Source organism: Candidatus Amarolinea aalborgensis, assembly GCF_900491745.1.
Lineage (GTDB): Bacteria > Chloroflexota > Anaerolineae > SSC4 > Amarolineaceae > Amarolinea > Amarolinea aalborgensis.
The window spans coordinates 50,075-72,717 of record NZ_UETR01000007.1; the positions used below are offsets into that span (position 1 = coordinate 50,075).

Consider the following 22,643-nt stretch of genomic DNA (forward strand, 5'->3'; position numbering starts at 1 on the left):
TCCACCACGAAGGCGCCGGTAGCGCTCGCCAATCTCTATTACAGGTACAGACCAAGTTGCTGATACACCCGCGGTCCGACAGCTGACTTAGTGCAAGAATGCTTGTCCGATGGTCAATTCATTTGACCGTTCAGGGAGATGACACAGTCGGTTGTAGGGCGCACGCTGTCTATTTGCGGATTATGGTGTACTGGTCGGTGTTGGTGTGCACAGCACCTTTGCAGATCCTGGCTCACGACGTTGGCATTCAGGCCCAGTGCATCGCCCTACGGCACGCGTCTGTGGATCATAGGTCACCATTCCGGATGAATCTTCAAAAACGTAGACGCCAGTGCTCGTACGCCATTTGAAGGCAAGAGTGTTGGGATTGAAGATCGGAGTGCTTGCCACAAAATTCATGCTCGGCGCCTCGCAGGTAGCGCTTTGTGTTCGACAATCCGCGGTCAATGGAATAATAATGCTGATTGTACGGTCATCGGTTACGGGGAGAACCGAAAAAGGCCTAAAATCCTGGGTGTTTTCGGGCGTCGGGGTGGGAGTCGGAATAATGCAAGGATTACCACCAGGATTTCCCGCAGGAGCCACTTCACCAACGAGGCCTGGGTCATCCCACCACTGGCTGGCCATCTGCTGTAATACCTGTGGGATGTACTCGAAGGGAATTGAGCTGTTGTTGTCCAATGCCCAATTCGACGGCAACAAGAAATCTACCTGTAAGTATTTACGATCGATTGTAATGGTTGTCTTCCAACTCTCGGCCAGTCCCGGTTGCAACGAACCATCTTGGCCGACTTCGATGAGCGGCTCAATGATCTGTCCCGCAAGGCCTGGGACTGGCGTTTCGGTCTTCGCAACGTTAGTTGCGATACGCATTGGAGAAACAGATGGGTTAGGGGGACTTGGAGCAGCACACGCTGCCATAGAGACGAGGCAGAGAAGGGCTAGAATACGAATGACTGACGAGTGTACTGAATGATTTCTCATGGCGGCCTCCTTATTGGCACTCAGTTTGGATGTCATATTGCTGGCATTCGTCGTCGGTGAAGCTTCGCGTCGCACGCAAAGTGGCAAAGTTGACAAGCTCATTGCTGTTGACGAGGTAGATACGGATGATCCCATCGTCGTCCCCGGCGGCGAGCAACCGGCCGTTAATAGGGCTAAATCTGACACTATTGACCGAGACGTTACTTGCGGAGATGGTGCCCACGCGTTTGCCGGTCGCAACATCCCACATGATGATTTTCCCGTCCGCTCCTGCACTGACTAGTAGTTTTCCGGTAGAATCAAAGTCAAGTCTATAGGCGCTCCCTTCGTGACTACCGATGAAGTGATCGTCGAGGTCTCGTTGGTAGAGACTCTTGCCGGAGGTGATTTCCCAACTTCTGATTGCGCCATCCTCGCTGGCAGTGACCGCATAGTGTCCGTCTGGGCTAAAGATGGCGTGATATACTTGGTCGGAAGCTGACACTGACAACGTAGTGACATCTCCCGATGCAAGGTTGATAATGCGGCTTGAGCCGTCAGCGGAACCGATGATCATTTGCGTTCCGTCACTGTCAAACTCAATGGAGTTAACCGCAAAAGGGGATAGACGCCATTCGCCGCCGAGAATCGGATTTCCTGTTTGGCTATCCCACAGGAGGACTTTGCCGTCGCTTCCTCCCGTGGCGATTTGCTTCCCTTGCGGAGGACGAAAGGAGACCGCATTGGCCGATCCATCGTGGCCTTTGATCGGCGGTAGTTTCGTGGTCAATGAGGATGTTTGCCAGACCTTCACTGTTCCATCTTCACTCGCCGTCGCGATCGTCTGACCATCCGGGCTAAAGTCCACGTCCCAGATCTTTTGGCCGTGATTAAGCACGCCCAGACGGTGAAAAGGCTTTACATTCCACAATTGCGCGGTGCCATCATCGCTTGCTGTGGCCAGGTATTTTCCGTCCGGACTGAATTCGATTTCTTCTATCGGCTGCGGATGGGCACGCAACGCTTCGTACTCGCGAGAAGGGCCGATATTCCAGGTCAACAGCATCCCGTCAGAACTGATCGTTGCCAGCGAGTCAGTGCCACAGGGTGCAAGCGGATCAGTCAGCACAGAATTGGCATTCAAGAATGCGAGAGCGAGAATAGCATCTTTATGACCGAGTAGAGCCATCGGCTTTGCGCCTGCACCAATCAGCACAGTAGCCGTATGATCGCTGCGTCCAGCCGTGGCCACACAGGCGCCGTTTGAACTAAACACTGCATCGAACACAACTCCGCTATGAACGCTTTGGCGATTTGACAAACGGGGCGAATGAATGTCGGTCATGTCCCAGACACTGACATTCCCCTGGTCGTCCGTCACGGCGATGTCACCTTTGGGGCCAAAAGCCAGCCCCCAGATACTCTCGTCACCTTGTGCTGCGTGCCACGTAACCAGTTCATGCTCGAGTTTGCTATCCCACACCGCAATTTTGTCAAAGACAATCTTGTTCTCGGCATTCGTGTGATCGGATACTAACATGCCCAGTTTATCGCCATCAGCGTTTAGGGTCGGCCTGTTGACCCATTTCTGGATCTGCTGAGAAGCGATTTCCATCTTGGCTTCAATATCCCACAAATGCACTCCGGAGTCGCCTGTCTGAACCACGACCAGAGACGAAGTTGGGCCGAAATCCAGGTCAAATGCCGATTCACTTAGCTCAGTGGTAAAGACTTCTTTGTCGCGAGACATATCCCAAATCCGAACGAAGCCACCCAATGCTCCATCCAGGTAACTTTTGTCATAACGATAGCCCGTGACGCCGAGAAGATGAGGAGACCTGGGGCTAAAGGCTAGGTCGGTGATCCAGGTTTTGTCACCGGTGTTGAATCTGGTGATCAAAGCTCCGCTAACCGTGTCGTATACCAGAACTTTTCCATCTAGCCCTGCCACAGCGAACTGCATTCGATCTGCGCTAAATGCTCCCGCCCGCAGTGCCTTGACCCCATGGTTGATGCGGGTTTCGATTCTGGATGCCAGCAAGGCTACTCTCAGGGCGTCTGCGGCTTCAAATGCGTATCCTGTTTGGGGTTCTGCTGTTGCGAGGGCGCTTCGGGCCAGCAGTACACCAAGCTCTGGGTCAGTTGTTAGACTTGATTTGGAACGCGCTGTCAATTCACCGACCTTGGCGCGGCGCGCTTGGTTGACGGCCGTGAGGCGCTGCGTATTGGCAAATAGTGCCAGGCTGGCCAGAACGACCATGACGGTCGCTGTAATGCCGATGATCCGCCGCAGCGTGCTGGCGCGGCGGCCGACGCTGGCTTGCGTGAATGCAAGCTCTGTCCCATTAAGCCATTTGGTATCCGCTGGCTCGTTCGTCTTGGGCGCCATCACCTGCCGCGCCCAGCGGAAGCGCCCGGCCAGCCCCTTCTGCTTGCCGCCGGTGGACCACAGCGTCTCCTCCACTTGCGGCAGGCGGGGATCATCGTCCCACAGCAGGCCGGCCCTGGCCTCCGGCGTCGCTTTGTCCCACTCCGTGGCCGCCTGCGCCAGCCGGCGCTGCAACGGCAGGTACTCCTCCGCCTCCTTCTTCCAACGTAACAGCTTGTCCCAGGCCAGCACCAACGCATCATGCGCTGGCTCGACGTAGGCTTCGCCTTTTGTACCGTCGGGATTATCCGAAGTGCCGCGCACCAGCAGGCGGGCGTCCACCAGCCGGTCGAGCACCGCCTTGACCCGTGTGTTCTCTGCTTCCGTCGGGTATGCCAGTTCGCTCAACGCCACCCGCCGTCGGGCCAGCTCGCCGCCTTCCGTCGCCACCATGCGCAGCATCACCCGCTGCATCGTGGCCTTGTGCGCGTCGTCGGGCAAGTGATCGTACTCCTCGGTCGCCCGGTTGCGCAGCGAGCCGACCACGCCGCCCAGGGACTGGTAGTCCGCACCCGCCAGCGCCCGGTCGTCGCGGCCGCTCTGCACGTATTTGACGTACAGTTCGCTCAGGGTGAAGGAGAGCAGCGGCAGCGCGCCGGGAGTCTGGATCACCTCCTTGATCAGGTCATCCACCAACTCCGGCGGATCGAAGTAGAGCACGCGCACCGAGGCCGGCCCTTCGATCACCTGGCGCAGATCCTCGATGTCCATCGGCGGCACGACGTAGCGGGCAGATTGCCAGGCTGAGGCTAAGGCTGAGGTTGAGGTCGCATCAAGGGTGGTGAACTGCGGCTCGAAATCGGTACGCAGGGTGATGATCAGGCGGAACGCGGCGGGCTGTTGGCGCACGGCTTCGGCCAGGAGCACCAGGAAGCGCTCCCGCTCAACGTCGTCGCGGCAGAGGGTCGCCAACTCCTCGAACTGGTCAATGGTGAGCACCAGCCGTTGGCCGGTATGCGCCGCAGCCCAGCGGGCGATGATCTGCGCCAGGGCGTCATCGCCGCCGGCAAGACTTCCGAAGTCTTCAAGACTTCGGAAGTCTGCCGCCAACTCCGCGCGCAGCAACGCATCCAACACCCGCACCGGCTGGTCGGTGGGGCGCATGGGCGGCAAAATGCGGTAGAGAGGTCCGCCGGGCTGTGGAACGGACCCGGCTACAAAGGTGCAAGGCCTGCCGAGCCTGGGTGCCAACGGTTTTCATCAGCCCCGAGGGCGCAGATCTGGTAACCGGATGGCCTCGGCCTCCAGCGGGCTTCCGATCTCCGATCTCTGATCTCTAGTCTCCAATTTCTGAAGCCGCACAGCACCCCGCCTTCACCAGCGACGACTTTGCCCGTGCCCGACGCGTCCAGCACGCACACGAAGGGCTGTCCATCCACCAGCGCTGTTAGTTCCACGATCTCATCCTGCGGCCGAAGAAGAGCGGGGCATAGCTGCTGGTCGGTAGGACTTTCAGGCCGCGGTACGGGTTCGTTCGTCAGTCAGATCGGAGCCGGCAGCGGCTGAGCGGATGGCCAGGCCAGGAAGATGAACTCCCCCAGATGCTTGTTCCAACGGCCACAGGCCAAGGTCTGCTCGTGGCTGGCCTGGACTTCGGCCTGCACTCCACCTGTTCGCGCAGGTAGAGGTAAAGTTCGGTGGCGGTGATCACGCTGTCGCCCCCCCGCCCTAGGCGCCAGGTCGGCCCTGCCCTTCCAGGGCGGCGATCAGGCCTCAGCGAAGGGGAATACGCCTGCCATCGCTCGCGCACGCCGATGGCTTGCTATTGAGCACGTCCAGCGCCGTCTGGTCGTGGCGGCTGAGGTGAGCACCTGCCAGGCGGGGAGCGCAGGTAGCGGTCGTAGCGCTCCCTTGTGGATCACGTCGGGCAGTGCGCCCAGGAGGCAGGGCTGGCCCAGCGGAAGGCCGGCAAGCAGCAATCCAGGATCGCCAGCATGTGGCGGCACGGGCAGATCGGTCAGCCACTTGCAGGTCGGTCATGGAGAGCATGGTGGCTGAGTTAGCAGGGCCGGGCGTCTGCGGCAGGTAATGCGCGGGCCGTCATCGCTGTCATCAGGGGCTGCCGGCGTGGCCGGCGGAAGTGACCAGCAGCTGGTCATCATCGCCCAGGCGGGCCGGCAGCTCCTGGTGAAGAGCGGCCAGGCGCCTGCGACTGGCTGATTGGTTTCGGCCCGGTGAGCAGGATGGTCCCATAGCTGTTAACGCAGCACTCCTGCCAGTCGTGCGGCATCATTGACGGCGGTGGTCAGCCGCGGGATGCCGTCCCCGTAGGCGTTGATGCCATGACGACGGCGAGGGAGTGCGTGAAGTCGGTCATGGGTAGGGATGTTCTCCGTTTGGTCTGCCAACAACGCCGGAGGCCAGAGGCCATCTGGCTACAGATGCAAGCCCCGCAAGGGTGCGCGTGCGCTGACGAACAGCGCCGGGGGGATCGGTGGCCTCCGCTCTCCAATACCGCGGAGGCCAGAGGCCATCCCGGCTACGAATGCAAGCCCCGCCGTGCGCGCCGACGAACATCGCTTGGATCCGACAGGGCGTCCGCTGACTTACACCGCCGGAGCCAGAGGCCATCCGGCTACGAGATAAGCCCCGATGGGGCTGAAGGTTGCCACCTCCAGGCCCGCCAGGCCTTTCATTTTGCAGCCCGATCCGTTCACGGTCGGCGGTTGATCGAGCGCAGATGCCATTCGCATTCCAGGCCCGCCAGGGCTCATTTGCCAGCCCGATCCGTTCACGGTCGGGCGGGGTTAGTCGAGCGCAGATGCCATTCGCATCCTCGCCAGGGCTAATCTTTCGTAACCTGATCCGTTCACGGTCGGGCGCTGCCATCGTGCGCACATGTTCTGCCATCCCAGGCCACAGGGCCTTCCACCTCGTAGCCGATCCGTTCACGGTCGGCGGCCTACGACCACCACGGTTCTACCGGCCGCACGACCGTGCTCGCCACTCCACCGTCCGTCCAGTCGCTGAACGCTCCTTTATCGCCGTCTGCTGGGCGCCGGAAATCACGGGTGTGGACACGGGCCATCAACGGTTTAGATGCCGATGCGCTGGGGCTGTGCGAAAGGTCGGCGCAAACGTCACCGGCAGATCGCTCTGCTGCAGCAGCGAGGCGTCGGCCTCGTCCGTGCTGACGATTAGCTTGAGGATGTCGCGCACCTGCATCGGCGGCGGGCGGTTGGTTTCGCGGCCACGGCCTCCACGTATTGCTTGAACGGCGCATCGGGATGTAACCCCACGGTTTGGCGCTGTCGGTTGCGCACCAGCACGCTGGCCCACGCCTCATAACCTGGTTGCCCGTGCGGTTCCAGCCAAACGCCGCCGCGGGCAAGAGGCCGGTGTAGATGCTGTGGCCTCGGTCAGGTCTAACAGCATACAATAAAAGCCGCTGGTCGGGCGTCGCGTTGAATAGTCGATCTGGTCGCGGCGCAAGCCAGCGACCATCCACCATCCGTACGCCAGTTGCAGCCCCGACGAGGCGTCAGCGGCGCCGCTCCCGTTCACCATCTCCCCTACGCGGTGAATCTCCAGCCGCACGGCGTCGCGCCAGGCTCGTGGCCGCTATCAGCCGCCGTGCTGACCCAGCGGGCGATGTGTTCCAGGCGCTGCGCCGCCACCTGGGCGTTGCTGACATTCAGGCCGGGTGTCTCACGGCGAAGCGCAGACCTCCGTCGCCCGACGGATGCGATAGCGCCTGCGCCGGCGTCAGCCAGCGAAGCCGATACTGGCGCCGGCCATCGCCCTCGCGCACCAACAGCGAGGCGCGCCCTCCCGTTGATCGTTGCCAGCGCCTGCTGCACCAGATTCAGCGCCGCGCTGTTCCCTCGAAAGCCACGGCCAGCCGCGGCAATGGGGTGCTGGTCTCAGGGCTTTGTGGGTGGCTGGCTGCCAGCGGCGCGTGGTCGAAGGAGGTCGGCGCGACCAGACTCGCCCGGGAAACACTTGCACCCACTGGCCTCGCCCAATGGCGTGCTCCAGACTGCGCAGACGAGCGAGGTCCGCGCCGAAGGGGAACAGGACCAGCAGCGTCGTCTCTCGCTGCTCCGTGGGCGGCGGGATGCCGCACTGCGCCCGCGCCCAGCACCCACCTATCCTTGTTGACGCCCAGCGTGAAATGGCTGGCGTCGGCGCAACGGCGCCGCCAGGAAGGGCTGCCCCAGGTCTGCCGGTTCGTCGCCTCCAGCCGGCGCTTGATGGACACCGCTGCTGCACCAGCGCGCTGGACCCAGCGAACGGCGTGATAGCTCAGCCCACGCCCGTTCTGCTGCGGTGGGTCTTGCAGGTGGGGAGAAACGCGCCGCTTTCACGACCACCGGCCAGGGAAATGGGTCTCCTTGCCGTTTGCTCCCGGCACCGCACAGCAGAATGTGGCTCGAGGCGATGGATGTCCAGAGGCTGCGCCCGGCTGTTTGCCCTGCCTGCCGGCCGCCTGCTCCGGCGTCACGATGTAACTGCTGATGGCCGCACGCCGGGTGGGCCTTCTCCGGCGTATGGTGATCTCTGCGCTGCGGCGCGCCAGAGCCGGAGCAGCAGTCGAGGATCACGGCGAAGTGCGGGCCATTGGCCGCCACTCAGCGATGGTTTCGCGCCAGCCCTTGTCGGCTGCAATCCCAGCCCCCGGCAGCCGGCTATCGTAGCAGACGAGCGTCTCGTTCAGACGGTCCGGACTCGAAATCCCAGAACCCGGCGGCGCGTTCTCCTGCGGAGCCGTGGCCGCTGTAGTAGAACAGCGCCACGTCCTCCGCCTGGCTGCCCCAGATGGCCCGCCAGGCCAACTAAACTCTGGCGTGACCTGCCTGCTGACCAGCAGGCGCGTAAACGGTCGCCGGCGCCGGTCACACGCGCGGCCAGCAGCGTGATGCTGGCTGACATCGTTGACGCAGCCGTTGAGCGGGTTGACTAGCGCCGGGTAAGCGTCAATGCCGGCAAAGAGCGTAAAATGGTGCGGGTCATGACGGTCTCCTCAGATGCTGACTCCAGGGCGTTTGGCCGCTGGAGGCGTCCTGCTGCGCGATCCAGCCGAAGAGAGCGCCGTCGGCTCTCGCCACGCTGACCGGCTACCAGATCATGCTGTCTCGTGTCAGTGGCGCTGGCGATGGTGACACAGGTGCGGCTGGCACTCGGTCCACAGAGCCGCCTGCCGGCCCGCCGCATCCCGCAGATAGACCGTGGTCTGGGTGAAGATCACGTTTGACCTGCGGTAAACAGGCTGGCGGTTCGACGATCTCCGCGGCGTCCTGCGCCAGCGCCGCCGACCGCTCATTCAGCATGCGCCTGAGCTTGCCAGTCTGGCTCGTGCCAGCGGTGGTCCAGGCCTAGTTCTTCGTCGCCGTCGCCGTTGTCGGGCCCCTGCATGAAGCCCCAGGGCATATACCCAACTGCCTGCTTCTCGTCCAGCAGCCTTTGGTAGCTTCCTTGCGCATCTGCAACTGCTGCGGTCTTGCTGGTTGGGGCTGGCTTGATGCCGACCTCCTCGATGAGCAAAGCGGTTTGCCCAGCCGCCCGCATGGTCGTTGCCATCTCTATTGGCAGCCGCGTTCTCCTGGTCAGATCTGTCGCCGGGTTGTCGTCGCCATGATAGGCGTGATTGGTGATGAAGTCCACATTCCGGCGTATCGCAGCCGCTCCCTGCAAGGCCGTTGTCGCCATGTGCGCGTGACGTGCGGCTGATCATACCGGTGGTGATCGAAGTGTTGCCGCCGTCCCACTGGCGCATCTTGCCGCTTTCATGCTGCATGAAGTCCACCAGCGTTTCCTGACGGCCGATGTTGTATCCTTCTGCCGCGCGATTCGGCTTTCCGCTCGTTGCCGATGTTGTGTCAGGATGCGCGGCTGTTGCGGATGGTCGGTCCTGCGTTGGCCTGCACGAAGGGCCGGTAGTTGACCTTGTAGCCCCTCGTGGAACCAATCCACGCTGAGGAGCTTCCGGCCTCTGCCGATCGGTTGATGTGGAACCCGCCGTCCGGATCCCGCTTGTCGCCCGCACGCGCAAATTCAAGATCGTCGTACAGATTGTAGGGGCGACGATCAGGACATGTCGCTGAAGCGTTTCTCCATCAGATCGAGCAGCGGACGATCAGGCGTCGCGTCTCTTCGACCGAAACCTGCGCGGCGGAAGATGCGCACCACGCGCGCCATCTCCTGGTTGCCTGGTAGCCGATCGGCTGCTTGGCCCCACGCACCGGATCGGACAGGCCGTAATGGGCCAACCCAAGCAGGCTGGGACGCTGACGAAGCGGAACCTGCGGCCGCCCACGGCAAAGTGCCGCCCAACGACGCACAAAGGGTCGCCGCGTTCTCTCGATGCTGACCGGCTCCAGGATGAAGACCAGCGACGTATCGCCATCCAGCACGATGGTTTGCACGGTTCGCTGGTAACCAGGCCGAAATCTCGATCCAGGGCGCCAGGCGCCAGGTCGTCGAACGTAGCGACCGTCCACCGCGCTGTACGCCACCGGAGGTATTCCCTGGCCGGCACAGCGGCAGGACGAGGTTTGCAGCCAGGAGAGGGCTGGCCGCGCCGGCCAGGCCGGGATATGCGCCGCCATCCGGCCTGGAATTGCTCCCACTTCACGCCAACCACCTTGCCCTGGACGTGCAACCGCCAGCAGCGCCGCAAGTCGCCCGCAAGCCGCTCAGCAATCTGTCCCAGAGTACGGCGGGCGCACGCCGCGCGGTCCGCATACAACGGTTCTCAGGCAGATAGTAGGTGGAGTCCGCCAACAGCCGGTCGTCGGACTGGCGCAGCGCCGGGTTGAGGCTTCGCGGCAATTCCTCCCACGTGATGCCGGCGACGGCCGGAGCTGGCTGTCGCCCGCCAGCAGTTCAGCGTGCCGGCACAACCGGTCAGCGGTCGGCCAGGTACTGCGCCGTTTGTGCGGGCTGCATGGGGTCGGCGCCTTGGCGTATCCCTGTCGCCGATCAGACGGATGGCTGCCGCCCACTGGCTCGTCGAAGGCGCTGATGACGCGCGGCCGGCAGCACGCGGCTGGGGTTGGATGCCGCGTGGGGCGCAACGGCTCACGGCTTTGCGCCGCCAATTGCCCGATGGCGTCCACGATCCAAATGCGCGCTGCCGCGGTTGTCCGACTGAAGTGGCGGAAGGAGACCAAGTCGCCATGTCCCACCTCGCGCCAGGCAGGCCTGCTACGAAGCTGTCCCGATTCAGGTGTTATTGAGCCAGTCAGCGAGCGCCAGTATCTATCTTGCGTCAGCGGCTGCAGCCCGAACTCCGGCGGTGGGACAAAGAGCCAGCCCTGGTCGCTGCTCTGTGGGGTATTTGTGCATGAAGGTCAGGCCGGCCTCGGTCAGGATCACACCTGGATTCACGGCCCGTCACCGGCGGATGCCGGTCACGACGGCCAGGTGGTTCCGGCGCTGGACACAGCGGTCGGCGCGACTCCACTGAGAGCGCGGGCCAGCCGGTACTCGTGAAAGCCCAGGTAGGTGTAACTGGCCCGGGTGCGCGGAGAATTTCGGGTAATTCCGGCGGTGACAAAGCTGCCCGCGCCAAGTTGAAGCCCACGGCCTCCGATGCGTGTGCTCGATCAGCCTGTCGCAGCCGACCTGGAAGGCATCGTAGGCCGCAGCCGTGCGCCAATTCCGCGGGATCTTGCTGGAAATCCCTGGACGCTGGGCTGCACTGGCTCGTTCAGGCTGATCCAGGCGTCAATTTGCAGCCGGCCATTCTCTTCTTCGCGGCCCCAAATTATCGTTCAGGGATGTGTCTGGCGAAATCGTTTCCCCGACTTTCCGGATCGCCTTTGTCCGATTCAGCCAGTCGTCGAGCGGATCTTCGACCTGGCCGCCTGGCCCTGGCACAGCGTAGTCCATACGACCGATGATGGACCGGTTTCGGCCATGCGGCGCAGTTGATCCACCTGGATCCCAGGATGGATCAGCATTACCGGCGGCTGGATGTCGCCGATGGCCTCGGGAACAGGTCTCCTTGTGTTCACCGATCCCGAAGCTGTGCAGGTAAAATCCCAGTTTATTGGTCATGATCTCACTCTCCCAGCTAAACTTGCGCACTGAACGGCGGAATGCTCTGCACGGCTTCGATGGTCTGCGTCAGTTTGCCGTCCAGCATCAGGGAGTTGTCCCAACAGTTCTACGGAAGACCAGGAGCCTGCCACCCACGCGGATGCTGAGCAAGTAGTCGGGGAGCGGTTCGTCGTTGGCGAGGACGCCGGTGCGCATCCACTGAACATCTCTTTGGTGTACCGCGCGCAGCGGCGTCTGATTTTGGGATACCGCCTGTCCCTGTTCGCCGCCGGGAGCCATCCGCTCTGCCGCCGATCGGCGGCAAGACAAACTGAGCCGCTCTTTCATCCAAAGGCATGCGCCAGGAATTTGACGCACAGAAGTCGTCCATGATCGTACATCCCGGTTTGTCGGCCCGGTTGCGCATCGTAGGGATAGGCCGGCGGATGGTTCTCGCCGTAGTTGTGATGCGCAAGAAGGCGTGCGCGTCAAATGTCCCGATTCATGCTGGCGATAGCATTACCGCGGTGTCGAAGCCTGGCCGGTCCAGCACCTGGATGCCTGGACTGCCGGCGTCGAAGACGCGCACGGCCGCGCGCTCCAGTTTTGCCCGGAAGGTTCTGCCCAACCGACGGATCGTTCCAGGTTGCGCCATCGCGATCGCCCTCGGCTCTGCTGAAAATCTGCACATAAACGGCGGCTGGCTGGGTCGTGCGCGAAACCGCTGCCAGCCAGGGCCTTGCGCAGCGCCTCGACATACGTGGCAGCATCCACGTTGTCGTCAATCGCTTTGCCGATGCGCACCACGGGCATGATGCCGGCGCGGAAGCAGGCGCGCGCTGCGCGCTCGGCCTGCAGCTCGTCCAGCGCGTGAATCAACGTCCAGGTGACGCGAATCGTCTTGAGACGCCCAATCGTGCGTTCGATGAACTCGTCGCGCAAATCGGTGTGAAAGTGCAGGCCGAGGCCGTTGTCGTTGGGCGGCCGCGGGTAGGTGCGCAGTCGCGCCACGTTGTCTGCCGTCAGGCTGACAGTCGGCGGCCGCGTGGTTGCGGGCGGGTTGCGCGGCGGCTGCGGCGGCGTCCCCCCTGCCTCGACCTTCACCGTTGCGGGGAAGTCATGACGGCTGCCGTCGGGCAGGAAAACGCGCAACAGGTAGGTGGTAGTCGCCGTCGGCGCAACGGTGTGCGATTCATGCGCTGTGCCGCCCTGCACTTCCAGAAAAACCTTGCCTACCCCTTTCACGTCCCAACGGAGCGTGGCCGATTCGCCTGGCTTGATCGCGCTCGGCTCAGCCCGGAACTGCACGGTCGCGCCTGCGGGCAGCGGGTTGGCGGGCGGCGGCGGCTGTGGAGGCTGCTGCGGCGGCGGAGGAGGTGGCGGCGGCGGTGCGCCAGTCCCTGCGGCTTTGCGCGTGCGCTGGAAAACCACGTAGAACGAATGATGGAAGACTGAATTCCACAACTCGCCGTTGGCGGCGCGCTCATCTGGATGCGCGCTGTGCAGATTGACCACGCGGTCGCTTTTGTCCGCGGCGTTGGCGCTCTGCCCGGCGATCCAGATCGAGAGCACCTGGCCCTTATCCACGGGGATGTTGCCGGCCGGCTCATTGGCGCCTTTGTCCAGCGGCTGAGGCCGCGCTTCCTCATGGGGCTGGCGGCCTTCCCATGTCCAGCCGGCCCATGCAGGCGGCCCCGCGACGCGCTGACCGCTTTCGTCCAGCGCCTCGATGTAGACGTGATGGTTGAACTGATTTTCTTCGGGCGTCAGATGATGAACGCCGACGGCGCGCCAGTAGGTCTCGCCGGCCGCAATGTCGGCCGGCTGAATGCGTACGCCGTATTTGGGGTCGGCGTCGTTGAACGGCGCGCCTGTCTGCTTGAGATGGTCAAGAAACCGGGTGTTGTACTGTTTCATCACGTGATTCTCCTCTGCATAAATTGCTCAGCGCCAGCCTCATGGCTGGCTATCATGATCTGCTGGCCTGAAAATAGCCCTGTGCCGCAATCCGCCGATTGCGGCGCCACGGAGGCAAGCCGGCGGCTTGCGCACCAGTTCCATCCACGGTTGTGCGCTGACTTGCTTGCTCCATGGGCCGACACGGATAGCCCTGGGTGCATTTCAGAATGGGGGCGCGTCGGGCGATGGAAATCGCTGCAACCCCTGCATAGCTCACCCTGGCGACTTTGGCAGTAGCCAAAGCGCCGGGAGCTACGCCGCGAGCCTGAAATGCGTCCGGTACGAGATGCAAGCCCCTGCCAGGCTGTCAGGCCCGGTAGGGCCTTTCACCTTGTAGCCCGATCCGTTCACGGTCGGGCGGCGTTGGTTGCGCGCACGCCATGTGGCCTCCAACCCCGCCGGAGGCCAAAGGCCATCCGGCTACGAGGTGCAAGCCCCTCCGGGGCTACGCCCCCAATTTGAAATGCACCCGATAGCCCTCTGACGCTAGACACAGATGCAGCTATTGTGCGCAATCTGTCATCTGGGAAAACGCCGAGCTCCAGGCGTCGGCGCGCGTGCAAGGGGATATAACACAGGATCACTCGGAAAGTCTCTAATGATAAATATCACACACCATCGCGCAGGTTGACTTAGCGGGCGCGCTGTGCTATGGTACGGTATCAGCCGTCCTCTTGGCCGAGAAACGAGCGCAGAGGAGGCGGTCTTTCCCCCAGGCGGAAGCGGAGGTAAGTTGCGTGATGTCTGCTTTGTCTACGATTTCTCACCGTCCGTATGTGATTGGGATTGCCGGGGGTACGGCCTCCGGCAAAACGACCATGACGAACACCATCGTGCGTACGGTGGGTCCCAGTCGGGTGGTCATCATTGCCTACGATTCGTATTACAAGGATTTGAGCCACGTTCCCCTGGCCGAGCGCCTGCAAACAACCAATTTCGATCACCCGGACTCCCTGGACACGCCGCTCTTGGCCGACCACCTGCGCCAATTGCGGCGCGGGGAAGCGGTGCAGGTGCCGATGTACGATTTTGTGTCTTGCACGCGACTGGCGGCGACGCGGTTGGTGGAGCCGTGCGATGTGATCATCGTGGATGGTATTCTGGCCCTGGCGGCCGAGGAATTGCGTGCGCTGTATGACCTGAAGATTTTTGTGGATCTCAGCGCGGATGAACGTTTGCTGCGGCGCATCGAACGCGATGTGGCTGAGCGCGGGCGCACCATCGAATCGGTCATTGCCCAATACCGCCAAACCGTGCGCCCCATGCATGATCAGTTTGTGGAGCCGAGCAAGCGCTTCGCCGATTTTATTGTCTCTGGCGAGACCACGCAGAGCCATGCGCTCGAAACTGTGGCTGGTCATGTGCGCGCCCGCATCCTGAGCGCGCGACTGGATGCTTTGCAGCAAATTGGCGCTGCGCTGCTGGCCGCGGACCCCGCCAGTGTGAAGAATGACATTGTGCGCCTGGCCGCGCAGGAACTGTTGGCCGACACGGTGACACTGCACCAGTACAACGCCAGCCAGGGCGAATTCCTGCCGCCGGCTGAGTTCTCGGCCACCTGGCCGGCTGGCGACGGAGAGATGACCCAGCCCCGGCGCCAGGGTCTCAGCGCCTATGTCATCGGGCATGGTACGGTGGTCGTTCCGGATGCGACGAACGATCTGCAGCCCGAGCTGGTGCAGACGGCCCATTTCCAGGCCAGCGGTACGCACGCGTTTGTGGGGATGCGCCTGCAGCAGGGTGAGACGCCGGTAGGCGTCATTTTCTTCAATTTTCGCCGCCCGCGGCCCTTTGGCCCAGACGACATGGCAATTGCCGGCATCCTGGCGACCTACGCCGCGGCCGCCATCGCCCGTGGTCGTTTGAGCACGCGGGCCTAGGCTGCGCCGCCCGCGGCGCGGGCTGAATCAGCAGAATTCCAAGCGTTCCTGATGCCCTCTACGGTCAAAACCCAATGGGCGTCCACACAGGGCTGCCTGTGCTGATGGAACTGCGGGCGAATGAGAGAACGTTTTGACAGGCGCCGGTTATTCGAGTAAAATTTTGTTGTCTGTGGGCGGCTAGCTCAGTTGGTTAGAGCGCTTCCCTTACAAGGAAGATGTCACAGGTTCGAGTCCTGTGTCGCCCACCTCATAGGGATGCTTACGCGAAGGCCGTCGGTGTTGTTCCGGCGGCGTGTTTATTTGAGCAGGCAGGCGAGGCCAGCCTGCGGCCCAGTTGCACGCTGCGCTGGGAGACTTTGCACTGCGGCCGCAGCCTGAGCCGCTCGATGTCGGTATGGAGGAAGTGTTGGCGGTAGGAGAGGAATTGCGCCGTTTGCCGTCGGCGGATCGTCTGCTGCATGCGTTGGCCGCTGATCTCGCGGCGCAGGCGGGGCACGCACAGGCGCTTATCGCTGTCCGTCAGGTGTTGGACCAGGCGCGCCTGGCGATCCAACAGGGCGCAGCCTGCCCGGCTTTCTCTGTGCTGGTTCAGCAGACTGAAGATCACATGCTCACAGCCACGCGGCCCAGCCTGCTGCCAGTCATCAATGCCACGGGCGTCATCATCCACACCAACCTGGGGCGCGCGCCGTTATGTCAGTCGGCGCGCGCGGCGTTGACGACCCTCACCGCTGGCTACACCAACCTGGAATATGACCTGGCCGCGGGCGCGCGCGGCTCGCGTTACGATCACGCCACACAACTGTTGGCTCGCCTGACAGGGGCCGAGGCGGCCTTGGTGGTCAATAACAATGCTGCGGCCGTTTTTCTTGTCCTCAGCGCGGTGGCAGTGGGCCGCGAGGTTGTTATCTCACGCGGCCAACTGGTCGAGATCGGCGGCGGTTTTCGGATTCCTGATGTGCTGCGCGCCAGCGGCGCGCGCCTGGTCGAAGTAGGCACCACCAATCGCACCCACCTGCGCGATTATGCGCAGGCCGTCACGCTGCAAACCGCCGCGCTCATGCGCGTCCATTTTTCCAACTTTCGCCAGCTTGGCTTTACGGCGGAAGTAGGCCTGGCCGACCTGGTCAGCCTGGCGCACAGCCAGGGCCTGCTCGTGGTGGATGACCTGGGCAGCGGCACGCTCCTGGATACGACGCTGTTTGGCTTGTCGCCTGAACCAACCGTGCAGGCCAGCGTGGCGGCCGGGGCCGACCTCATTACTTTTAGCGGGGACAAGCTGATGGGCGGCCCGCAGGCGGGGTTGATCGTGGGCCGCGCGGAGTTGATCGCGCGCCTGCGCAGCCATCCCCTGGCGCGGGCGCTGCGCGTCGGGAAGATGACGCTGGCCGCGCTCAACGCCACACTGCTGCACTATCTGCGCGGCGATGCGCTGACCGCGCTGCCTGTGTGGCAAATGATCGCCGCACGGCCGGTTGATCTGCGTGCGCGCGTTGAAAGCTGGCTTCAGACGTTGACCGCAATCGGCATCCAGGCCAGCGCCGTCGAGGTCGCGAGCACGGTAGGCGGCGGTTCCCTGCCCGGGGAGACATTGGACAGCGTTGCGTTGGCCGTACCGCTGACGCCCGGCCTGATCGAGAGGCTGCGCCAAGGCAGTCCACCTGTGGTGGCGCGGGTGGCCGGGCAGCAGGCGCTGTTCGATGCGCGCACGGTGCTGGCAGAACAAGATGAAGCCCTGCTCTCAGCCATTGCAAAGGCGTTGCTATCATGAACCATGACTCTGTGTCTGCTGCCGCCGCGCCGCTCACCCTGCATGGGCGAGTGATTCGGGCCGGCCAAGCGGCTGGCGTTGCCCTGGTTTCCCCCGCACCCATCGGGTTCCTGGGCGGCGTTGATCCGGACACCGGCATCATCATCGAGCCGAATCATCCTTTGCGCGGCGAGTGTGTGGCCGGCCGCGTGTTGGTTTTTCCTACGGGCAAAGGCAGCACCGTCGGCTCGTACACGATTTTGCGCCTGTCCAAAGCGGGTAAGGCCCCTGCGGCCATGATCAACCGCGAGAGCGAGGCTATCGTCGCCGTCGGCGCAATCATTGGCGACATACCAATGGTAGATCAAATAGACGTAGACCTGATTTCCAGCGGCGATCGCGTGTGTGTGGACGGCGGCGTCGTGACGATTGAACGGGGCTAAGCGCGTGCGCCTTATCTTTCTCAAGTTGGGCGGTTCGCTCATCACCGATAAACGGACGCCGATGACGCCGCGGCTGGCCGTGATTGAACGCCTGGCGCAGGAATGTGCAACCGCGTTGGCGCAGGCGCCCGATCTAGCCTTGCTCCTCGGCCATGGCAGCGGTTCCTTTGGGCATATCCCCGCGCAGCGCTTTCAGACGCGCGCCGGCGTCACGACGGCGGCCGCGTGGCGCGGTTTCGCCGAGGTATCGCGCGTCGCGGCCCAACTCAACCGTCTGGTGGCGGATGCGTTTGGCGCCGCGGGTGTGCCGGTGTGGAGCCTGGCGCCTTCGGCCAGCGCCCTTTGTCGCGACGGGGAACTGATGACCCTGGCCGACCGTCCCATCACCACGGCGCTGGCGCATGGCCTGGCGCCGTTGATTTACGGTGATGTGGCCCTGGATGAGGCGCGCGGGGGAACCATCGTCTCCACCGAGGAGGTTTTTGCCTGGTTGGCGCGGCGCTTGCGGCCCTCGTTCATCCTGCTGGCAGGTATGGTCAATGGCGTGTATGAACGCGATCCGTTGGCTGACCCGGCGGCGCGGCCGCTGCCGCTCATCACCGCAGCTGGCTTGACGCGTCTGGCTGGCGGGCTGACCGGTTCCCATGCCACCGACGTCACTGGCGGCATGGCCAGCAAGGTGCGAGCCATGAGCGCGCTCGTGCAGGAACTGCCCGGCCTGCAAGTACGCTTTTTCAGCGGCGAACAAGCGGGCGCCTTGCAGGCTTTGCTCTTGCAGCCGCAGAGCGCCATCGGCACCTTGTTGCGCGACCGCTAGTGCGACGTTTCTTCCCGGCGCTTCAATCCTTGCGCGCCCAAGCCGAGCGTGTATAATGATTTGGGCGCGGCGACGTCTTCCGGTCGCTAGATCGTAAGAAAGACTGCCAAACGACCGATCCGATCGTCGGATTGTTGCCCGCAGACCAGTTCCGAGGCAAAAAGTCTTCATGCAATGTAGGCATTGTGGCACCCCCTTACGGCGCGGCGTGGGCGTCTGCCCTGTGTGCGGCACTCCTCAGCCGCGCGCCGCGACGACCGTGCGCTGTCGAGCGTGCGGCAGGCGCAGCCATGCAGCGCTGCAGGTATGTCCGCACTGTGGGCGCAATTTGAAACCCGGGCTGCCAATCTCGTGGCAGATGATGGGATTGGGTATCCTGGGCGTACTCGCCGCAGTTTTTCTGATCAGTCGCGTCAACATCGGCAGCGTCGGCGAGGTTCTGTCGGCGCTTGCGCCCACAACGATCTTCCCCACGTCCACGAATACGCCGGCGCAACCGGCGCCGACATCTTCGCAGGATGCACAGGCCGACGCCACGCCAACCCAGGAGATCGAGGGGACAACGCCAGTCGGGGAGGAGAACACGCCGACCGTTGCGGCGATTACGGTTGTCACCGAAACACAAACGCTGACACCCCCCACGCCGACAGTCACCGCGACGCCTACTGGAACGCCTGCCCCCACCGTGACGCCGACCCCAACAACGCCGGCGACGCCAACAACAATTCCGGCCACGAACACGCCCACGCGTGCGCCGGCGACGCCAACGAAGGTCCCGGCCACGAACACGCCTACGCGTGCGCCTGCGACGCCGACGCCAGTCAGCACCCCGCTGGGCACGGTTAGCTACACCATTCGCGCGGGCGACACTCTGGCTGCCATTGCCCAGCGCTTCGATACCACTGTGGCATCCTTGCTGGCGCTCAATCCTGGTCTCAATCCCAGCCGGTTGCGCGTGGGGCAGGTCATTCTGGTCGCCGGCGCGGCGCCAGGCGCCAGTGAAACCCCTGTTCCCAGGGCAACGCCTACGGTGCGCGCCACCAGCACCGCCAGTGTGCAAATGAGCGCACCCATTCTCACCGGGCCCGCTTCTGGCAGCGCTTACAACGGCGACGATGCCATCATCCTCCTGAACTGGCAATCAGCCGGCGCGCTGCCTGACGCGGTCGCCTATCTCCTGGAGATTGGCTACCGCGTGGGTGGGAATTTTGACTGGCGCGCATCAGAGGTGACAACGACAACCGGCTGGCGCGTCTCAAACCTGCTGTATGGACAGGCTGAGCAAGAAACGGGGCGTCGCTACAGCTGGCGTGTAACCATGGTCAGCGTCACGGTTGACAGCGCCGGTCGCGTGACCGCCATCCAACGCATCAGTCCCGCCAGCGAGACACGCGAGTTTTTATGGAATTAGCTTATGGATAAGAATCTGACACAGGCGCTGGAGTTGATCGAGCACGAACCCGGCGCGTTTTTGAAAAAAGTCTTCGTCGGCCTTTCTGACTTGAGCCGCAGCGAGATGGAACTCTTCGCCGCGGCCTGGGATCAATGGAGCCTGGCGCGGCGCCAGCAGCTGATGGCTGCGCTGTATGACTACGCTCAAGACCACATCGAAGCTGACTACACGGCCATTTTTTCGTGGGCGTTGGGCGATGCTGATCCCGTGGTGCGCTATGCGGCGATTGAAGGGCTCTGGGAAGACGACGACGAGCCTTTAATGCAGCGCTTCATCCACCTCTTGCGGACAGACCCTGATGAGCGGGTGCGCGCGGCGGCTGCCGAAGCCCTGGGACGGTTCGTGTTGCTCGGTGAGTACGAAGAGATTCCGAACGCGGCCGCAGCCTACGCCGTGGAAACCCTCTTGGCTGCGCTGACCGCGGAAACCGAGGCCGACAGCGTTAAGCAGGCGGCGCTTGAGACGATCGGCTTTTCTAGCGATAAGCGCGTGCGTGCATTGATCCGCGATGCCTATGACGATGAGGATGAACTGATGCAGGCCAGCGCCTTGCGCGCGATGGGCAACAGCGCGGACAGCCTTTGGAACCCCTACGTGCGCCGCGAGCTTGAGAGCCACTCATCGGCCAAACGGGCGGCGGCCGCCTACGCCGCGGGCGAGCTTGAGTTGACCACCGCGATTCCACGCCTCCTCATGCTGCTGCAAGACCCTGATGTTGCCACGCGGCGCGCGGCTGTGCACGCCCTGGGCGCGATTGGGGGGCGAACCGCGCGCAAGGCGCTGCAATTGGTCATCAACAGCGACGACGAAGACCTGCGTCCCTATGCGGTCGAGGCGTTGGAGATGCTTGATTTCAACGGCATTGGTGTCGCGGTGCATGATGACGATGAACCGGAAGATGAACGAGACGAGGAGGACGACGAGTTCGACCGTGACTTCGATGACGAGTTCGACCCTGACTTCGATGATGATCTCGATGACGACGATTTCGCTGAGGCCGATTTTGACGAAGACGATGACGATACGCACTAAATGGAGCACATGATGGCAACCACCAATCAGCCTCACCGGCCGCAGCCTTCGTCCGCCGCGCCGGATGCAGCGGCCCGCGTGATTGACCTTCTGAACCAGGGCGCGCGACTCCTGGCAAGCCAGCGCCCCGGCGAGGCCCTTGCCCCGCTGCGTGAGGCGCTGCAGTTAGCGCCAGACAACATTGCGGTCGCGATCAACCTGGGCGGCGCCTACATCATGCAGCGTAAGTACCGCCAGGCTGTGCCGATCTTAGAGCGCGCCGCGGAGTTGGAACCAAACAACGCCATGATTTGGACCAACCTGGGCGCCGCCTACCTCGGACGCCTCGAACTCTCGACGCAGACCACGCAGGATCAGGCTATTGCCGCATTCGAGAAAGCAGTGCAAATTGACCCCGATCTGCACAATGTGCATTACAACCTGGGCCTGATCTACAAGGATCGCGGCGAGATCACGCGCGCCTGCGCACATTTCTATCGGGCGCTGGAAATCAACCCTCAAGATCGCGATGCCCGCCAGTGGTTGAAGCGTTTGCAGGCGGGCGACGAGATGGAGCAACCGCCGATCGGCAATGACTAACTTCACTTCGCACGATCACGCGCCTGCTCCAGAGGCTGCGCCTGAGCCGGCCGGACCGGTCAGCGGCGGCCGGCGCATTTCCGCATCCAACGAGGTGACTGGCTGGGGTGTGCGGCGGTTTCGCAGCAACCCGGCGCGCATGGCCTGGATCGTCATGGTGACGGCGTTTGTGCTTTGCTGCTCGCTGGCCATTGCCGCGCCTCTGGCTGGCCGCAGTTTTCTGCTCTATGCCTCCGATCCCCGCCCGCTAGACCTCAATGTCATTGATGGCGCCGTATTGGTGACCTCCATCAAGACGCGCGATACCCAAGCCGTGGTGTCCCACGCGGTCGTCAGTGAAGACCAGCGTGTGGCAACCGACGAAAAGTCCAGCGCCATTTTGACTTTCTACGCTGATGAACAGGGGCAAGATTCGCTGGCGACCATCACTCTCTACAACAACGCCTCGTTTCTGCTGACCACGGCGCGTGTGCCGCGTTTTGGTTACAGCAGCGAAGCTGACCGCCTGACCCTCTACCTGGAACATGGCCGGATTCGCGTCAGCCCGTCGCGCCGCAGCGAGCGGCCGCTTACTGTCGTGGTGGAGACTCCTCACGGCTCGGCGCGCCTACCCGATGGCAATTATTCGGTTGAAGTGCGTAATGAAGAGACGCAGGTGACCACGCGTGGCGGAGAAGCGACCGTGACCGCCGCCGGCCAGGTCATCGTGGTGCCCGCGGGCGAGCGCACGCGCATCGCCGCCGGTCAGGCGCCTGGCGCGCCCCAATCGGTGGAACAGGACCTGCTGGCGAATGGCAGCTTCTCCACCAGCCTGGATGACTGGACCGTCAAGAGCTTTGTGGATGTGCGCGAAGATGCACAGCAGAATGTTGGCATCGGTTCCGTGGAGTTGATTGCGCGCGATGGCCGCCAGGCTGTTCTCTTCGCACGCCGCGGTCAGGAGGGCGTTCATGCCGAGACGGAAATTCGTCAGAATCTCAACGTAGATGTACGCGATTATGACGCGCTCAATGTCACCTTCTACGTGCAGTTGGTATTCCAGAGCCTGCAAGGCGCGGGAATGCAAAGCTCTGAGTTCCCGTTGGCGGTTCAAATTAGCTACAATGACATTTATGGCACAGAGCGCCTGTGGACTTCTGGTTTTTATTACCTTGATCTCGACGCCACACGACCCTGGCCGCTGCGCAATGTGCAGAAAATTCCGCGCGGCGTCTGGTATGCCTATGAATCGCCCAACCTGATCGAACTTCTCAAAGACACCCGGCCGTCGCACGTCAACTGGATTCGGTTCTACGCCTCTGGCTACAATTTTGAAAGCCTGGTGTCTGAAGCCGAACTGCTGGTGCGTTGAAC

Annotated in this window: 14 protein-coding genes, 1 tRNA gene and 2 pseudogenes; 11 read left to right on the top strand and 6 right to left on the bottom strand. The window is 62.8% G+C overall.

Annotated elements, in window-relative coordinates; genetic code table 11:
- Positions 1–180: 180 nt before the first annotated feature.
- The 6 genes from ACPQ6D_RS11320 to ACPQ6D_RS11345 form a co-directional block, all read right to left on the bottom strand.
- Positions 181–984: a hypothetical protein gene (locus ACPQ6D_RS11320; protein WP_423224436.1), complete on the bottom strand. Its 804-nt coding sequence runs from the start codon at positions 982–984 to the stop codon at positions 181–183.
- A gap of 10 nt (positions 985–994) precedes the next feature.
- Positions 995–4,582, bottom strand: coding sequence for an nSTAND1 domain-containing NTPase (locus tag ACPQ6D_RS11325; protein ID WP_423224437.1), 3,588 nt, complete (start codon positions 4,580–4,582; stop codon positions 995–997).
- 1,836 nt (positions 4,583–6,418) lie between these two features.
- Entirely contained in the window at positions 6,419–6,556 is a 138-nt protein-coding gene (locus tag ACPQ6D_RS11330) for a hypothetical protein (RefSeq protein WP_423224438.1), read from the bottom strand.
- Positions 6,557–8,650: 2,094 nt separating this feature from the next.
- Positions 8,651–9,040: a hypothetical protein gene (locus ACPQ6D_RS11335; protein ID WP_423224439.1), complete on the bottom strand. Its 390-nt coding sequence runs from the start codon at positions 9,038–9,040 to the stop codon at positions 8,651–8,653.
- Between the two features lie 407 nt (positions 9,041–9,447).
- A complete protein-coding gene (locus ACPQ6D_RS11340) occupies positions 9,448–9,960 on the bottom strand; it encodes a hypothetical protein (RefSeq protein WP_423224440.1) in 513 nt (170 codons plus the stop codon).
- A 1,933-nt stretch (positions 9,961–11,893) separates the two neighbouring features.
- Complete coding sequence (locus tag ACPQ6D_RS11345) at positions 11,894–13,294, bottom strand: hypothetical protein (RefSeq protein WP_423224441.1); 1,401 nt, start codon at positions 13,292–13,294, stop codon at positions 11,894–11,896.
- A gap of 779 nt (positions 13,295–14,073) precedes the next feature.
- On the opposite strand from ACPQ6D_RS11345, the pseudogene udk reads away from it, so the two are divergent.
- The 11 genes and pseudogenes from udk to ACPQ6D_RS11400 all read left to right on the top strand — a co-directional run.
- A pseudogene (udk, locus tag ACPQ6D_RS11350) lies at positions 14,074–14,709 on the top strand (uridine kinase); the annotation flags it as partial.
- Positions 14,710–14,790: 81 nt separating this feature from the next.
- Positions 14,791–15,213: a GAF domain-containing protein gene (locus ACPQ6D_RS11355; protein ID WP_423224582.1), complete on the top strand. Its 423-nt coding sequence runs from the start codon at positions 14,791–14,793 to the stop codon at positions 15,211–15,213.
- A gap of 174 nt (positions 15,214–15,387) precedes the next feature.
- Positions 15,388–15,461 (top strand) — tRNA-Val (locus tag ACPQ6D_RS11360).
- Positions 15,462–15,550: 89 nt separating this feature from the next.
- Positions 15,551–16,987 carry an L-seryl-tRNA(Sec) selenium transferase gene (gene selA / locus ACPQ6D_RS11365; RefSeq protein ID WP_423224442.1) on the top strand — a complete coding sequence of 479 codons (1,437 nt, stop codon included), beginning with the start codon at positions 15,551–15,553 and terminating at the stop codon, positions 16,985–16,987.
- Positions 16,984–17,409, top strand: coding sequence for a DUF126 domain-containing protein (locus ACPQ6D_RS11370; protein WP_423224443.1), 426 nt, complete (start codon positions 16,984–16,986; stop codon positions 17,407–17,409). The genes selA and ACPQ6D_RS11370 overlap by 4 nt, the downstream gene beginning before the upstream one ends.
- A 4-nt stretch (positions 17,410–17,413) precedes the next feature.
- Positions 17,414–18,226 (top strand): isopentenyl phosphate kinase, encoded by an 813-nt coding sequence (locus tag ACPQ6D_RS11375; protein WP_423224444.1) that lies wholly within the window; start codon positions 17,414–17,416, stop codon positions 18,224–18,226.
- Positions 18,227–18,395: 169 nt separating this feature from the next.
- Positions 18,396–18,536 (top strand): annotated as a pseudogene (locus tag ACPQ6D_RS11380) (zinc-ribbon domain-containing protein); the annotation flags it as partial.
- 48 nt (positions 18,537–18,584) lie between these two features.
- On the top strand, positions 18,585–19,637 hold the full coding sequence (locus tag ACPQ6D_RS11385; protein ID WP_423224588.1) for a LysM peptidoglycan-binding domain-containing protein: 1,053 nt from the start codon (positions 18,585–18,587) through the stop codon (positions 19,635–19,637).
- A 3-nt stretch (positions 19,638–19,640) separates the two neighbouring features.
- Positions 19,641–20,711: a HEAT repeat domain-containing protein gene (locus tag ACPQ6D_RS11390; protein WP_423224445.1), complete on the top strand. Its 1,071-nt coding sequence runs from the start codon at positions 19,641–19,643 to the stop codon at positions 20,709–20,711.
- Positions 20,712–20,720: 9 nt separating this feature from the next.
- On the top strand, positions 20,721–21,290 hold the full coding sequence (locus ACPQ6D_RS11395; protein WP_423224446.1) for a tetratricopeptide repeat protein: 570 nt from the start codon (positions 20,721–20,723) through the stop codon (positions 21,288–21,290).
- Positions 21,283–22,641: a FecR family protein gene (locus tag ACPQ6D_RS11400; protein WP_423224447.1), complete on the top strand. Its 1,359-nt coding sequence runs from the start codon at positions 21,283–21,285 to the stop codon at positions 22,639–22,641. The genes ACPQ6D_RS11395 and ACPQ6D_RS11400 overlap by 8 nt, the downstream gene beginning before the upstream one ends.
- Positions 22,642–22,643 lie beyond the last annotated feature (2 nt).